This is a genomic window from Paenibacillus macerans (genome assembly GCF_900454495.1).
GTDB lineage: Bacteria > Bacillota > Bacilli > Paenibacillales > Paenibacillaceae > Fontibacillus > Fontibacillus macerans.
On the sequence record NZ_UGSI01000002.1, the window covers coordinates 1,396,751 to 1,411,587 of the forward strand.

Here is a 14,837-nt window from a genome sequence, read left to right on the forward strand (position 1 = left end):
ACATGGATCAGCGATCTTTTCACAACATCGTTTGGGAGCAGGTCGCTGATTTTTTTGCATGCTTAGGAGTTTATCCGGAAGATCCGTACGAACGGGAAGCAACAAATATGGGATAGGCCTCCTTCCCCTCTTTGGATCAATATTTTTAGAAGTTACAATCTCGATACAAGTCTTCTGAAATCCGAAACAAGATCCCTCTATAATAAAATCCAACGAAACAAAAAGCGTTGAGGAGAAAATCATGCGTAGAAATCATCTTTTGTTTAGACTCCTAGTTTTGGCCGGATTTGTAATTGCTCTGATCTATGCGGCTATTCCCACCCACTTGTCCGGCAAATCAACAGTAGAAACTGCCGTTCCTTCTTTAGTGGCCAATCCTATAGAACAAAAACAACCTGTTTACCTGCCGGTTCCTGCTCCTGCTTCGGCTCCCAAATCCAAAAAAGTAGTGGCCTTGACCTTTGATGACGGACCGGACGGAAAATATACCGGAAAAGTACTTGATATTTTAAGAGAACAAAAAGTAAAAGGTACATTTTTTGTTATAGGTGAAAGAGTCAAGCAATATCCTGAGGTCTTAGAGCGCATCGTTAGTGAAGGGCATGCCCTGGGCAACCATTCCTGGAGTCACCGGAATTTAGCCAAGATCAGTGAAAAAGAAATGCGCGAGGAAATTACAAAAACGGATGAAGCCATTAATGAGGTTGTCGGATTTGTACCGGTGCTTATGCGCCCTCCTTATGGAGCCAAGTCGGATCGAGTAGAGGAGGAAATCGACCTATTGGGGCATGCCATGGCCTTATGGAATGTCGATCCGCGTGATTGGGACGGCGCCTCCGCCTCTGACATACTTGAGACCGTCAAGTCCGGTCCTGAGGAGGAGGTCACTATCCTGATGCATTCTTCAGGAGGGAGAGGCGGAGACCTGAGTAACACGATCAAGGCGCTTCCAGAGATTATCGATTACTATAAATCAAATGGCTATGTCTTTGTCACTGTGCCCGAACTAAAGGGCTTGGAGAGTCAGGCGATTGGAAAGGACGAGTAATGCTATGGACATTCAAGATATATACCGATCTTATAAAGGTGAATAGATCAAGATAATAAGTACCCGTCAAAAGCCTTGATTTTACAAGGCCTTTGACGGGTTTTAGTTTCCGTTCCGCTACAAATCTTATTCATAACGCAGGGCATCAATCGGTTTGAGCTTGGAGGCCTTGAGTGCCGGATATACTCCGAAGACTATCCCGACCAGCACACTGCTGGTGAAGGAATAGATAATCGGCTCATAGGAGAATTCTATCGGCATGCTCGCAAACTTCTCCAGCAGTTTGGCTCCGCCGATTCCGGCGAAAATGCCGATGATCCCGCCAATCAGACTGATGAAGACCGATTCGGTCAGGAATTGGGTCAAAATATTGCTGCGCTGGGCGCCAATCGCTTTGCGGATTCCAATCTCCCGCGTCCGTTCGGTTACCGAGACGAGCATAATGTTCATAATGCCGACCCCGCCGATGATGAGAGAAATTATGGCAACCCCAAGCAGGAGCAGATTCATAGTATCATTCACTCCGGTGGACATTTGCATAATCTCGGATTGGGTCATGATTTGGAAATCATCCTGGTCCGCAGGTTTCAGCTTGTGACTGCTGCGCAGAAGCTGCTGAATCTCCGCCCGAGCCTGATCTATTTTATCAAATGTCACGGCAGACGCATTCATTTCCTGAATATCCATTTGCCCGAACATATTCATCCCCGTCGTGATCGGGATATAAATCTGTTTGTTCGTGTAGCTGCGCATCGCATCCGCGGGACTCATAATCCCTACGACCTTAAACGGGATATCCTTGATTTGGATGGTCTCTCCTATGGTCTTGGCCGATGACTGGCCAAAAAGAGTTTGAGCCGCATCGGAGCCGAGAATGGCCACGTTAACACGGTTGTCTTCCTCAATAGATGTGAAAGTACGCCCATAGGCCAGCGACTGCTTTTTGACGCGGTAAAAGGCTCCCGAGGTCCCCTCAATCTGCGCATTGAGCACCTGCCGATTCCACGTGACTTTCGCTGAACTCATGGCACTGGGCGCTACATCGGCGACGGAGGGGAGCTTCTTCATGGCTTTGACGTCCTCCAGCGTGAAATCCTTCGGCTGGGCCATCGTCATCCAATTGTCCTCATCATAAGGTATATATGGGTAAATCATGAGCAGGTTGCTGCCCAAGCCGTTAATTTCTTTCGTGATGCTGGCGGTCGTTCCGCGGCCAATCGCCATAATAGCAATAACGGCCCCGATCCCGATGATAATCCCTAGCATCGTCAGGACCGTACGGAGCAGATTGCCGCGCAGACTGCTCAGCGCTACACGAATCGTCTCCAGCATATTCATTCCTCTGCCACTTCCCTTCGCGCGATTCTCCGGTTCTCCACCGGATGATCCTGTTCTATTTGGCCGTCGCGAAAGTGAATCAGCCGCTTGGCGTACTCCGACACCTCAATATCATGGGTAACCAGTACGATAGTCTTGCCGTTGTCATTCAGATCCTGAAAGATCTCCATAATTTCTTGGCTGGTCCGCGAGTCCAGCGCCCCTGTCGGTTCATCCGCCAGCAGGATCACGGGATTGGTGACAAGCGCTCTGGCAATAGAAACACGCTGCTGCTGTCCGCCTGACAGCTCGTTAGGCTTATTGTACATCCGCTCTGCCAATCCGACATTCGCCAGCGCCTCCATCGCACGTTCACGCCGCTCCCGGGCCGGTACGCCCGCATAAAGCATGGGTAATTCTACATTGGCAAGTGCCGTAGATCGCGGGAGCAGATGAAATTTTTGGAACACGAAGCCGATCTTCTCATTGCGGATATACGCCAGCTCATTTTCACGAGCGTCCAGAATGGAGTATCCGTCCAGATAGAACTCGCCAGAGGTAGGCGAATCCAGGCAGCCCATCACATTCATCATGCTGGATTTGCCTGAACCCGACGGACCCATGACAGCGACGAATTCTCCTTCCGTAATGGACAGACTAACGTCCCGGAGCGCATGAATTTCCTGATCGCCTACATGATATATCTTTTTCAGATTTTTAATCTCCATTACATAATTCATGGGAAGACAGCTCCTCCCGAGGCATCCATCATTCCGGCGCCTCCCGGAGCAGGGATGACAACGGTGTCGCCCTCATTGACCCCCGACTTCAGCTCTACGCGGTCTGTAGTGTAGAGTCCCAGCTCGACAGGCTTAAATTCAAAGACAGACGTATTGGAAGGATCGGCGGCGACATAGACTCCGTCTGCTCCCCCGTCCGATTGGATGGCGGTCACGGGGACGAACAAGACATTTTCACGCTTGCTGAGCTCGATCGCGATATTCATAATCATTCCCGTCTTCAGCTTGTTGTCCAAATTAGAGATAGATATCTCCGCCGGATAGGCATTTACACCCTCCTCTGTAGCGACTTCGGGAGAGATGAAGGTGACGGTGCCCGCGAATTCCTCGCCAGGATAAGCCGTAGTAGTCAGAATGGCTTTCTGTCCGGTTTTTACCTTAACAATGTCACTCTGGTTGATCTTGGTCGCAATCTTCAGGTCATTGGAATTGGAGTTGTTCATTACGATGAACGGAGCCGTGGGGCTTGTCCCCACGTCGCCATTGACCTTGAGGATGACACCATCCCAGGGAGCTGTAATCTGAAGTTTGTTCAGCTCACTGCGCTTTTGCTCCAGATCGGTCTCAGCACGGCTAATGTCGATGCGCAGATTCTCCAGTGTATCCGCCTCCGGCGGGGCCTTGAGCTTTTTAAGCTCTAATTGGGCGGTACGGTAGGACAACTCCGCATCCTCAATGCTGCTCTCAATCTGATCGCGGGTCTTGCGTACCTGCAGCTCCGTAGCGTCATAACTGGCTTGCGCCTTCTCCCACGCTTGCTCCGCTTCCGCCATCTCCTTGGCGGAGACGGCCCCGGACTCGTTTAGGAATTTTTGATCTTCATAGGTTTTCCTTGCCAGTTCCAGATCGCTTTTGGCCGTCTTGAGCCGCTCCTCGGCCTCCTGAAGATCATAGCTTTTCTTGGCATTTTCCAGTGCTTTCGCGGCTTTTTGCACATTCAATTCCTGCAGTTCCACTTCGGTTTCCTTTGGTCCTTTGGTCGCCTCGGCCAGCTTGGAACGGGCCATACGCAGCGTATCCTCGGCATTCTGAATTTGCAGCTTTGCTTCCGTATCGTTCAACCGGGCCAGGAGTTGTCCCTTTTTCACCTGATCTCCGACCTTGACATTCACCTCGGCCAGCTTGTCCGTGCTGGTGCTGTTGAAGTTCAGATTCACCTCTTTGGAGGCTTTGACTGTTCCGGTGACGGACAGCGTCTCGGTGATGTCCCCGCGCTTCACGACGATCGCTTCGTTAGGGATCGCTGCCATCTCTGGCGCGGATTTATGCATTGAGCTATATATGGCAGCTCCGCCGCCACCGAGCGCGAGCAGCACGGCGAGGCTGATTATCCATTTTTTGCGGCGTTTCTTGCGTAATTGCTGTAGCGCGTTGTTCATTTGGTTCTGCGACATGTAACTTCCTCCTGAAAGTTTTGTGAGCATTGCTTCTTGAATCGGCTTCGTACAAAACTCGCATCGAAAGCATAAACTCAGTTTTGTGAGCGTTGCTTCCTGAACCGGCTCCGTACCAAAACTCGCTTCGGAAGCATTGGCTAACTGCTCCAAGGTTTGTTCAAGGTATAATTGGACTGGATCAGTCTCGTGGCAAGCTCGCTAATTTGCTGCTTCAATTGATCGACGCTCAGGCGAGCTTTGATCAACTCTAGTTCTACGATCAGGCCGCGTTCCCACTTCTTCTGAGCCAGTTCTAGGTCAGCCTGGGCAATCTTCAGATCTTCGTGCAGTTGTACGTATTTTTTCTGTTCTTCTTGCAGCGCGGTATAGAGAGATCTTACCGATTCGGCAAATTCGTCCTTGCCGTTGGTCAGCGCCTCATTAGCATTTTTCAAATCCAGCTTGACCATTTCATAATCTTCGGATGTTCCTTGGAAATTATAATAATGCAGACTAATCTTTGCATTTTTGACAGCGTCCTGCAGCTGCCAGATGGTTGGATTGTTTTGAAGCAAGCCTGTAATATGCGCCTCGATATTCATGGGCTCGGGCTCCTGGTAAACCGGATAATCCACAAGATGAAAAACCGTCCCCTTCGGCTTGTTCATCAAGGTGTTCAGCTCGTCCCTGGCCTTTTGCAGATCGGTTTTGCGCTCCTCCAATGTCCGCTCGGCATCCGAACGCGCCTTCGTGCTTTCGATCTTGCCCTTCTCCGAGATGAGTCCCCGGGATAGCTTGGCGATCGCAATGCGCTCCTCCAGCTTGGCGATTTGAGCGGACTCCTGAGCGACATTGACCTGATTCTCGGCTGTGATAATGGCGTAATAGGCCTTTATGGTCTGAAAATAAACCTTATCTTTGGCAAATTCAGTCTGCTTCTTGGCGGACAGGTAGGACAGATTAGCGGAGGTGTAGTCTCTCCAAGCAGCGTTGTTGGCTGTAGAATCCGATTCTTCCAAATTCGACGGAAGTTGTAAGTAGCCCAGGGCATTGGTGCTCTTTTTTAGCTCCAGATCTTTGCGTTCGAGGTCCTGAGCGGCTGTCTTCAAGGTGTAGCTGTTGGCCTGAGCCCATGCGTTGGCTTGGTCGAGAGTAAGCTCCTGCTGCTGAGCGCTGTCGCTTATATTGGCTGTCTGTGCTATATCTTCTATGTTAGACGCGGCAGCTGACGGCGCACTAAAGACAGCGGACAACGACAGAAACAGCACGGCTGCGGCTGCTTGATGTTTCATGGAGATGCTCCTTTCAAGATGGAGAAGTATAAGAGGATGAACTTGCATTATAACCTAAAATATTATAATTGGCAGTTGTATCCGTCTCGGTCGCAATTGTATCCAAGTTGTAAAATATGAGTATGTTATGCCGTGTTACCAGGCGCGGAACGTGAAGCGGTAAATCTCGCTTTTTTCCATAGAGCTGCTCACAACAAAGAGATTGTCGCCGTTCCATTTCAGATTGACAAAATTATCGATATTACGATACACCACCGTGTCCGACAATAACTTGTCGCCGTCAAGATAAGCCATGTGCAGCTCATTTTTTTGGTTTTCAAGCGCCGTAAAATAAGCAATCCGGGATTCATCTTCATTTAGGTCGAAGCTCCAGATGTTGCCTTTCATCAGAAGATCGAACCGCTTTGAGGCGGCTTGGTATATGAATAGCCCCGGCACCTTGTTCACAGTGCCCTGAACCAGTATATCGCCGTTCTTGAGCACTCTGAATTGCTGTATAGCCTCCGCGGGGGTGCACGCAACTGGATTGTTCCGGCCATTCACGGGAAAGCGGTATACCATGGTCGTGTTATTCCAGCCGACAAGAGTATAAAAGTACTGCAAATCCCGGCTGAACTCAATATTGAAGAGAATCCACACGTCATCCGGATTCCGGATATGATTCTCCTTGGCAACCAGCTTTATGATTTCTTCATCGCTGTATATTAAGCGTTTCTTGTCTGAATTTAAATCGATCATTTTGAATACGAGATTATCGTGCCCGATGTAGGCGTCGTTGCCGATATACTCCCGGTAAAAAGAATTGTCATCAGCCAGTTTCCGCCGCTGTCCGGATTTCATATTGTACTCATAGGTTGTTTGCTGTGCTTGCGGTGAGCGATATTCGGAAAAGATCATCTTCTTCCGATCGGGGCTCAAGACTACGCCGTAATCGGTGTTCGTCGCGAGATCCCTCACATGGTTGTCATCCAGTTTAAGCATGGAAATTTTGATGCCGGTATAAGAGTTTTCCGGCCGGTTCAGGATCAAGGTGTTTTGATCAGCGACTTCAAAATCGTAGATGGCAAAATCATTGGGCAGCTTGATTGCGGCCTCAATCTGAACCGTACTGTTTGGCGGAGGGGCGAGACGGCTGCTGAATTGCGCTTCCGGGAGAATGACCGTCCTCAGTTTGGAACCGTTCATGTCGAACAAACCGCCGACCCCGAATATGCCGCCGACAAAGGCGGCCAGCAAAATGGTCAATAGGAGCACATCGCGATGTTTTGTCCAGAATTCCCGGTTCTTCATGCCGGCCATTCTCCCGGAAGATGGATGTGTACCTGTGTCCCTAGGTTCACTGCACTTAACATTTGGACGGTTCCTCCATGCTGTTCTATTGTATTTTTTACGATGGACAAGCCGAGGCCTGCGCTTCCTCTCTCTTTTCTGTTCACCCCGTTCACCCGGTAAAACGGCTCAAGCACATGTTTCAACGCCTCTTCACTGATGCCTTCCCCCTGATCGCTGATCACGATATAAGCCGAATTGCCCGACCGGAACGACCGGACTTCGATCATCGAATTAACATATCCGTACTTAACAGAGTTATCGAGCACATTTAGGAACGCTTCCTTGAGCTTATGACGATCGCCCTGGATATGGAGGTTCTCCTCCAGTTCATAATGGATGGCGATATTATATTTGCCCGCCTTGATCGCCATGTCCTCGCAGGCTTCCCGAACGACCTTCGACACATCGATCCGTTCGAACCGATAGGCCTGCATCGCGGCGGACGCTACGGAAAATTCCAAAATATCCGCAACCATCGCGTTCAGGCGCCTGCTTTCATTAATAATGTAGTCCAAGCCCTTGTCGAAAAACGCTTTGTCCGTAAATCCATTATCCCGCAATATTTGGGCATACCCCAAAATGGTGGTCAACGGCGTTTTTAATTCATGGGTCACATTGTCAAAAAATAATTTGCTGCGCGCCTGCACCTGTTTTACCTCATCTCGTTCACGTTCAATCACGTCGATCTGCTCCCGCACGCGGTTGATCATGACATTGAAGCTGGAAGCCAGTTCGCCAATCTCGTCTTTCGTGGAGATGTTGACGTCCGCATTCAGGTTGCCCTGCGCCACTTGTACCGCGCGTTTAGTGAGCACGCGAACCGGTCTGGTAATTTGCCGGGAAATGAAGACGGATGCGATAAATACAAATACAAAAATGACCGCCGCCAAATATTTGACCGTATTTTGAAAGCGTAAATGCCGTTTGAACAGCTCCGTATAATTTTTCTCCAATTGAATAATGCCGATGACTTGCCGGCCGGACATGACGGGAAAGGACAGGCTGGAGATGAGCTTACCTTTCTGCATCGATGTGGAGTACGCGATCTGCGAATTGGCGGCAGACTGTATATCCGGCCGTTCGGAGGCAATTACGGCAGGGCTGGAAGACGCGTTATACGGAGAAGCATCCGGGTGATAAAGCGTAACCTTGCCGCCCGCCGCGGCCCCGATCTGCTCCTCCAGGTCCCGGCTTCCCGCCTCCAGCGACTTTTCGTTCAATCGTTTGTTATGAATCAGGAAATATTGATTGAGCGCAATGTCCAGATTTTTTTTGACCTGAATCATGTCTTCGTGCACTTCCCGGTACATGTTCTCTTCGCCCACTTTGTTTGAAAGGATGAGCAGGGAAGAGAAGCCGATAAATACGATGACCGAAAAAAGGGAAACCATTTTGAACTGGATCGTCCACTTCATGTCCGCACCTGGGTGTCCAATCTGTAACCGACGCCGAACACCGTCTCGATAATGGAAGCTCCTTGACCGTCGCCGTCCAGTTTCTTGCGGATGCGCTGCACGTGTATGTCCACTGTACGGGTGTCGCCGGCAAAGTCGTATCCCCATACTTTGTCCAGCAGTTCGGATCGCGTAAACACCTTGCGGTTATGGCTTGCGAGAAAGAGCAGTAAGTCGTACTCCTTGTTTGTCAGTCCTGTGCGTTTTCCGTCCTTCCAAACCTCCCGCTCGTCCTTGCGAATCTCGATGTGCTTCCCCAAGCGAATAACCTCTAACGATTCAATTTCCAGCGTCTCGCTGATCAGATCGATTCGGCGGAATATCGCCCGGATACGCGCCACGACCTCCCGAATATCGAACGGCTTGGTGATGTAATCGTCCGCTCCCAGCTCCATGCCCAGCACCTTGTCCAGCATATCCGACTTGGCCGTAATCATAATGACTGGCGTTTTCGCATCGGCTGACAGATGCCTGCAAATATCGAACCCGCTCATATCGGGCAGCATCAAATCCAGCAGCACCAGGTCGGGATTGAGCCGGCTTAACATCTCAAGCCCTTCCGTCCCCGTCGCCGCTTCGTGGATCACGAACCCTTCCTTTCGCAAAGAATAAGACAATATGTCACGGATGGAATCTTCGTCCTCAATGATTAATAATTGCTTATGTCTCATATTCCTTTTAAATCTCCCCTGCTCTTGCAATTCGTCTTCTTATATATTTTGAAGCCAAGGCGAACAATTGAACAGAGGTCAGAGCAAAAATTTACAACTTCGATACAAATGCCGCGAGTTTCGAAACATCGATCCTGTATACTCAATTAGTTTAGGCAGAAAACTATGATTCATCTAAACCGAAAAGCAAGAGGAAAAATCCTCTTGCTTTTTTGTATGCGCTGCGTGTAAAATTTGCATTAGGGAAACATTTTTATATCTAGCTAAAAAACAGGCATCAGGAAAACAAGTGTTCACTGGGGAAACAACTAATCCAAAATAAGGGGATGAATTGGGGAAATGAGCGAAAAGGACGAATGGAAGATCAAAAAAAGCCCGTTTCAGCGGGCCAAAATGACGCTGGGGATGCTGGCTTTAATCATTCTGGCGGCATGTTCGAAAGTAGAGGGGCAAGCCGATCTAACGCATCGGCACGATGACGGGACGCCGATTCAGGTCGTGTCGACGATCGGGATGATAACCGATGTGGTTCGGGAGGTCGGCGGGGAGGAAGTGGACGCAGCCGGGCTGATGGGCCCGGGCGTCGACCCCCACTTATATAAAGCGTCGCAAGGTGACGTGAAGAAGCTGGATGAGGCGGAGATTATTTTTTACGGCGGGCTGCACCTGGAAGGGAAAATGACGGAGATTTTCGAGAAGCTGGAGCAAAAGAAGCGGACGGTCGCCGTTTCCCAAAATATCGACCCTGCGCTGCTTAGATCGGGCGAGGATGCGGGGGGCTCGCAATACGATCCGCACATCTGGTTCAACGTCCAGCACTGGATAACCGCGACCGAAACGATCCGCGACACGCTGATGGAGTACGATCCAAAGCACGCCGAGGTATACCGGCAGAACGCGGAGGCCTACATAGGGGAGCTGGAGCAACTGGATGCCGAAGTTAAACAACGGATCGCGGAAATCCCCGAACAGGACCGGGTCCTGGTGACGGCGCACGACGCGTTCGGGTACTTCGGGGACGCTTACGGGATTAAGGTGATGGGGCTGCAGGGCATCAGCACGGCGGCGGAATACGGTTCGAGGGATGTCAGCAAGCTGCGGGATTTTTTGGTGGAGAATCAAATTAAAGCGGTGTTCGTGGAATCGAGCATTCCGACCAAATCGATGGAAGCCGTGATCGCCGGCGCCAAGGAAAAAGGGCATACGGTGAAGATCGGCGGGGAATTGTACTCCGATTCGCTGGGCGAACCCGGCGGCGAAGCGGATACGTACATCAAGATGGTCCGCCACAACGTAAACACCATCGTGGAAGCGTTGAAATAAGAAACGTCAACCGGACGGCATATTTATTTCAAATGAAGCGGCGGCCAGCGCTGCCCGAAGAAACGAGGCGATTAAAATGAAAGTGGTTCCGCTTGAAGTTGATCAACTAACGATCGCTTATCAGAAGAAACCGGTGTTAAGATCGGTATCGTTTCAGATTCCCGAGGGGAAGCTGATCGGCGTGCTGGGCCCGAACGGAGCGGGCAAGTCAACCCTGCTCAAAGCGGTGCTCGGGCTTATCCCGAAAGTGCAGGGGGAAGTGAGTATTTACGGCAAACCTTACCGGGAGCAGCGGAAAATCGTAGGGTACGTGCCCCAGCGGGAATCGGTGGATTGGGATTTTCCAACGAACGCGCTGGATGTGGTGATGATGGGCCGCTATGGTCATTTGGGCTGGTTCCGCCGGCCCGGCGCGAAAGAGCGGCAGATCGCCATGGAGTGTCTGGCAAAGGTCGGCATGGCCGACTACGCCGGCCGGCAAATCAGCCAGTTGTCCGGCGGACAGCAGCAGCGGGTGTTCCTCGCCCGGGCGCTGGCGCAAAACGCGCAGCTCTATTTTATGGATGAGCCGTTTGCCGGGGTGGACGCCACGACCGAAAAAGCGATTATCGGCCTTTTGCATGAATTAAAGGAACAGGGCAAAACCGTGCTCGTCGTGCATCATGATTTGGCCACGGTGAGGGAATATTTCGACCACGTGCTGCTGCTGAACGGCGAGCTGATCGCCGCCGGCCCGACCGCGGAGACATTCACCCCGGAAAATTTGCAAAAAACGTACGGCGGACGGATCGCCATGCTGCAGGATCTCGCGGCCGTACCGGCGGGGACGGTGTGATGAACATGCTGGTGAACCTGATCTCTTGGATCACGGATCCGAACATGCGGTGGATTTTGGCCGGATCGCTGCTGCTGGGGCTCGGGAGCGGTGTGATCGGATCGTTTGCTTATCTGCGCAAACAAAGCCTGCTGGGCGACGCGCTGGCCCATGCCGCGCTGCCCGGCATCTGCATCGCCTTCATGCTGAGCGGCGTCAAATCGGTGGGCTTGTTCATTATCGGAGCGGCCCTGGCCGGGATGCTGGCGACGTTCGGCATCTCCGCGATCACCCGGTATTCGCGCATTAAGCAGGACGCGGCGCTCGGCATCGTGTTGTCGGTCTTTTTCGGGATCGGCATCGTCATGCTGACGAAGATCCAGCACAGCGGCAACGGCAACCAAAGCGGGCTGGATAAATATATGTTCGGCCAGGCGGCTTCCATGATGCTGTCCGATGTGTATATGATGGGGGCGGTGGCGGTGCTCTTGATCCTCGTCAGCACCTTGTTGTTCAAGGAGTTCAAGCTGGTCAGCTTCGATCCCGGCTTCGCCCGGGGGATGGGGATGAACGCGGCTTTTCTGGAACAGCTGCTGCTGTTCATGACCGTGGTGGCCGTCGTCATCGGCATCCAGGCGGTTGGCGTCGTGCTCGTGGCGGCTCTCTTGATCACCCCGGCCGTGGCCGCCAGGTATTGGACGGATGCCCTGGGCTTCATGGTAATATTGGCCGGATTGTTTGGAGCGCTGTCGGGCGTAACGGGGACGCTGATCAGCGGGGCGTTGTCCAACCTGCCGACCGGGCCGGTGACGGTGCTGGCCGCCACCTCGCTGTTTTTGGTCTCGGCGCTGTTCGCGCCAAACCGCGGGCTGCTGGCAAAATGGGTCCGGCACTGGCGGAACCGCAGCGAAGTACGGCAGCACGTGGAAGGGGCGGTTATCCGCCAAAACGCAGGCGCCATGGAAAGGGGGGCGGAGTAATATGGCCGATGTATGGATTATTGTGACCGGCACGCTGGTCGCCGCTGCCTGCGGCATCCTGGGATGTTTTCTGATTTTACGCAAAATGGCGATGGTGGGCGATGCGATCAGCCACTCCGTGTTGCCGGGGATCGCGATCGCGTTTCTGGTGAGCAGCTCGCGGGATTCGCTGCTGATGCTGATCGGAGCGGCCGCGCTTGGCCTGATTACCGTTTTCCTGATTCAGGCGCTTCAGCACAGCGGACTGCAGTCGGACGCCTCAATCGGCATCGTATTTACGGCGCTGTTCGCGGTGGGCGTCATTCTCATCAGCCGCAACGCCGCCCATATCGACCTCGATCTCGACTGCGTGCTGTTTGGCGAAATCGCCTACGTGCAGTGGGACACTTGGGTCTGGAACGGCTACGACATGGGGCCGGCGGCCGTCTGGATGCTGGGCGGTACGCTGCTTGTCGTGCTGGCGGCGATCCTGCTGTTCTACAAGCAGTTCAAGCTGTGCGCGTTCGACCCGGCGCTTGCAGCCGCCGTGGGCATTCCGGTGGCGCTGTTCCATTATCTGCTGATGGGACTGGTATCCTTGTCCACGGTCGCTTCGTTCGAAAGCGTCGGGGCGATCCTGGTCGTCGGCATGCTGATCGTCCCGGCTTCCGCGGCTTATTTGCTGACCGACAGGCTCAGCGTAATGCTGCTCCTCAGCGTGCTGATCGGCGCGGCCAGCGCCGCCGGCGGATATTACGCCGCCAAATGGCTGGACGCTTCGATCGCCGGCTGCATGGTCGCCGTGGCCGGGCTGCTGTTCGTGCTGGCGTTTCTGTGTTCGCCGTCGCACGGCCTTGCGGCCCGGCTGAGCCGGCGCCGGCGGTTGAAGTCGGCCGCGGCCGCTTAGGATGGCGGCGACTCCCGGCTTTTGCGCGCCGTCAACGCCAACAACCACCTTCCATCTCTTTAAGAGAGAGCGGAGGTGGTTGTTGGCGTTCATGTTTGCGCGGGCCACGGGATTAGCGGTAAAAAAGGGCTCTATTTCGGACGTGTGAGGGACTTCGGCCCAAATAAGGGAATTGTTTACCGCTATGCTCGACGGATGGAGGCAGATGTACACTTTTTCCAGGGCCGGCAACAAAATAAGTACATAAAATTCCGCTATTCCTCCAAAGTGGGGGAGAATATCGAAAATAGCGGTAAAAATTACTGCTATTTTTGATGGGTGTGGCACTACGCGCGTTCTGTTTAAAGGACGCGCCGTCAGGCATTATCTCCCGGCTGGACTTACCGGATGTTCGGCGTGGACTCCCGAATGACCGGTTTGGTGTAGATATGGGACACCTGGTAGGGCTGATTCGGGTCCTTGATGCGCGAAAGCAGCATTTCGGCGGCTTTGACGCCCATTTCGTTGCTGAAAATATGGACTGTCGTCAAATGCGGTTCGACGATCACGGACTCGGGGCTGTTGTCGAAGCCGCAGATGACGATATCCTGGGGAATCGACAGGTTCCGGTTTCTCAGCGCTTTCATTACGCTAACGGCAATGTAATCGTTGGCGCAGACGAAAACGGAAGGAAGCTCCCGAATCGCGGCCAAGCGCGCGCCCATCCACTCGGGTTCGGAGAAGAACAGCCGGTCGTCGTCGACGATGCACTGGGACAAGTCAAGGACGATGCCGGCCTCGGTCAGCGCGCGGTTAAACCCGGCCCATCTTTCGTTGAAGCTGCGGCAATGGTTGTAGTCGCCGATAAAGCCGAAGCTTTTGTAACCGCCATCAATTAATTTCCTGGTAAGCTGATAGGTGCTGTGGTCGTTCTCCATCAGCAGCACGTCGGCTTGAAATTCCGGGTAGCAAACGTAAGCCGAGCAATCGATAAAGATAGTCGGGATGCCGAGCCCGGTGATAAGCTTGCTGTATTCCAGATCAAACAGCTCGATGCAGATGATGCCGTCCACATTGGACGCGTCGAAGTTGTTCGGCAGCGACAGCGATTTTTGCTCGATGTCCCTGACGATATGAATGGACAGGTTGTAGCCTTCGGCGCTGATTCTTTTTTCCAGGCCGCTGATCAGGGTTGAACCGAAATGGGAGGTGTTCGGCAAATTCTCCGTCAGCAAAGCGATGTTGCCCGAACTTTTCGACAAAAAGCTGTCGCTGTCCATAAAGGCAAATTGCTTGTATTTCAGCTCAATGGCTTTTCTGATTACTTTATTGCGCGTTTCCGCCGGGATGCTTTCGCTTCCGTTCAGCGCTTTGGAGGCCGTGTTGCGGGAGATGCCCAAAGCGTCGGCGATATCCTGAATCGTTACTTTTTCCTTCGCCATCATTTCACCTCTATAAGATCCTCGGGTCACGATGCATAAAAAGCGAGTATTTGCAAAGATTTCCTATCTCAAATGTATAATAAAACGAGAAAAATAGCAACATCAACTTTACAAATGAACAAT

At 52.3% G+C, this 14,837-nt stretch carries 13 protein-coding genes; 5 read left to right on the forward strand and 8 right to left on the reverse strand.

Translation table 11 applies throughout. The annotated features are described in order from the left end of the window. The first annotated feature begins 241 nt into the window (after positions 1–241). Positions 242–1,048 (forward strand): polysaccharide deacetylase family protein, encoded by an 807-nt coding sequence (locus tag DYE26_RS29490; protein ID WP_051985284.1) that lies wholly within the window; start codon positions 242–244, stop codon positions 1,046–1,048. Between the two features lie 126 nt (positions 1,049–1,174). Here the strand turns inward: DYE26_RS29490 and DYE26_RS29495 are convergent, their stop codons facing one another. The 7 genes from DYE26_RS29495 to DYE26_RS29525 all read right to left on the reverse strand — a co-directional run bounded on the left by DYE26_RS29495 (position 1,175) and on the right by DYE26_RS29525 (position 9,290). Further along, on the reverse strand, positions 1,175–2,386 hold the full coding sequence (locus tag DYE26_RS29495; protein WP_036620017.1) for an ABC transporter permease: 1,212 nt from the start codon (positions 2,384–2,386) through the stop codon (positions 1,175–1,177). Continuing rightward, complete coding sequence (locus DYE26_RS29500; protein ID WP_036620019.1) at positions 2,383–3,105, reverse strand: ABC transporter ATP-binding protein; 723 nt, start codon at positions 3,103–3,105, stop codon at positions 2,383–2,385. The genes DYE26_RS29495 and DYE26_RS29500 overlap by 4 nt, the downstream gene beginning before the upstream one ends. After that, positions 3,102–4,559 carry an efflux RND transporter periplasmic adaptor subunit gene (locus tag DYE26_RS29505; RefSeq protein WP_036620020.1) on the reverse strand — a complete coding sequence of 486 codons (1,458 nt, stop codon included), beginning with the start codon at positions 4,557–4,559 and terminating at the stop codon, positions 3,102–3,104. Before DYE26_RS29505 ends, DYE26_RS29500 begins: the two co-directional genes overlap by 4 nt. A 140-nt stretch (positions 4,560–4,699) precedes the next feature. Then, the gene (locus DYE26_RS29510) at positions 4,700–5,833 is read right to left on the reverse strand and encodes a TolC family protein (RefSeq protein WP_036620022.1); all 1,134 of its coding nucleotides are present in this window, start codon (positions 5,831–5,833) and stop codon (positions 4,700–4,702) included. 135 nt (positions 5,834–5,968) lie between these two features. Then, complete coding sequence (locus DYE26_RS29515) at positions 5,969–7,123, reverse strand: hypothetical protein (RefSeq protein ID WP_036620024.1); 1,155 nt, start codon at positions 7,121–7,123, stop codon at positions 5,969–5,971. Beyond that, positions 7,120–8,580 (reverse strand): sensor histidine kinase, encoded by a 1,461-nt coding sequence (locus DYE26_RS29520; protein WP_036620025.1) that lies wholly within the window; start codon positions 8,578–8,580, stop codon positions 7,120–7,122. The genes DYE26_RS29515 and DYE26_RS29520 overlap by 4 nt, the downstream gene beginning before the upstream one ends. Then, a complete protein-coding gene (locus tag DYE26_RS29525; protein ID WP_036620027.1) occupies positions 8,577–9,290 on the reverse strand; it encodes a response regulator transcription factor in 714 nt (237 codons plus the stop codon). The genes DYE26_RS29520 and DYE26_RS29525 overlap by 4 nt, the downstream gene beginning before the upstream one ends. Before the next feature lie 339 nt (positions 9,291–9,629). Between DYE26_RS29525 and DYE26_RS29530 the strand changes: the two genes are divergently transcribed. The 4 genes from DYE26_RS29530 (at position 9,630) to DYE26_RS29545 (ending at position 13,293) form a co-directional block, all read left to right on the forward strand. Further along, positions 9,630–10,613 (forward strand): metal ABC transporter solute-binding protein, Zn/Mn family, encoded by a 984-nt coding sequence (locus tag DYE26_RS29530; protein WP_051985285.1) that lies wholly within the window; start codon positions 9,630–9,632, stop codon positions 10,611–10,613. Between the two features lie 76 nt (positions 10,614–10,689). Then, a complete protein-coding gene (locus DYE26_RS29535; RefSeq protein WP_036620029.1) occupies positions 10,690–11,448 on the forward strand; it encodes a metal ABC transporter ATP-binding protein in 759 nt (252 codons plus the stop codon). 5 nt (positions 11,449–11,453) lie between these two features. Further along, positions 11,454–12,407 (forward strand): metal ABC transporter permease, encoded by a 954-nt coding sequence (locus DYE26_RS29540; RefSeq protein WP_036627617.1) that lies wholly within the window; start codon positions 11,454–11,456, stop codon positions 12,405–12,407. 1 nt (position 12,408) lies between these two features. Beyond that, entirely contained in the window at positions 12,409–13,293 is an 885-nt protein-coding gene (locus DYE26_RS29545; protein WP_036620030.1) for a metal ABC transporter permease, read from the forward strand. 380 nt (positions 13,294–13,673) lie between these two features. Here DYE26_RS29545 and DYE26_RS29555 read toward each other — a convergent pair whose 3' ends face one another. After that, positions 13,674–14,714: a LacI family DNA-binding transcriptional regulator gene (locus tag DYE26_RS29555; protein WP_036620033.1), complete on the reverse strand. Its 1,041-nt coding sequence runs from the start codon at positions 14,712–14,714 to the stop codon at positions 13,674–13,676. Positions 14,715–14,837: the final 123 nt, after the last annotated feature.

Coding starts and splice junctions, on each gene's coding strand:
- DYE26_RS29545 (WP_036620030.1), top strand. CDS start 12,409: ATGGCCGATGTATGGATTATTGTGACCGGCACGCTGGTCGCCGCTGCC.
- DYE26_RS29500 (WP_036620019.1), bottom strand. CDS start 3,105: ATGAATTATGTAATGGAGATTAAAAATCTGAAAAAGATATATCATGTA.
- DYE26_RS29530 (WP_051985285.1), top strand. CDS start 9,630: ATGAGCGAAAAGGACGAATGGAAGATCAAAAAAAGCCCGTTTCAGCGG.
- DYE26_RS29510 (WP_036620022.1), bottom strand. CDS start 5,833: ATGAAACATCAAGCAGCCGCAGCCGTGCTGTTTCTGTCGTTGTCCGCT.
- DYE26_RS29495 (WP_036620017.1), bottom strand. CDS start 2,386: ATGAATATGCTGGAGACGATTCGTGTAGCGCTGAGCAGTCTGCGCGGC.
- DYE26_RS29515 (WP_036620024.1), bottom strand. CDS start 7,123: ATGAAGAACCGGGAATTCTGGACAAAACATCGCGATGTGCTCCTATTG.
- DYE26_RS29505 (WP_036620020.1), bottom strand. CDS start 4,559: ATGTCGCAGAACCAAATGAACAACGCGCTACAGCAATTACGCAAGAAA.
- DYE26_RS29535 (WP_036620029.1), top strand. CDS start 10,690: ATGAAAGTGGTTCCGCTTGAAGTTGATCAACTAACGATCGCTTATCAG.
- DYE26_RS29520 (WP_036620025.1), bottom strand. CDS start 8,580: ATGAAGTGGACGATCCAGTTCAAAATGGTTTCCCTTTTTTCGGTCATC.
- DYE26_RS29490 (WP_051985284.1), top strand. CDS start 242: ATGCGTAGAAATCATCTTTTGTTTAGACTCCTAGTTTTGGCCGGATTT.
- DYE26_RS29540 (WP_036627617.1), top strand. CDS start 11,454: ATGCTGGTGAACCTGATCTCTTGGATCACGGATCCGAACATGCGGTGG.
- DYE26_RS29555 (WP_036620033.1), bottom strand. CDS start 14,714: ATGGCGAAGGAAAAAGTAACGATTCAGGATATCGCCGACGCTTTGGGC.
- DYE26_RS29525 (WP_036620027.1), bottom strand. CDS start 9,290: ATGAGACATAAGCAATTATTAATCATTGAGGACGAAGATTCCATCCGT.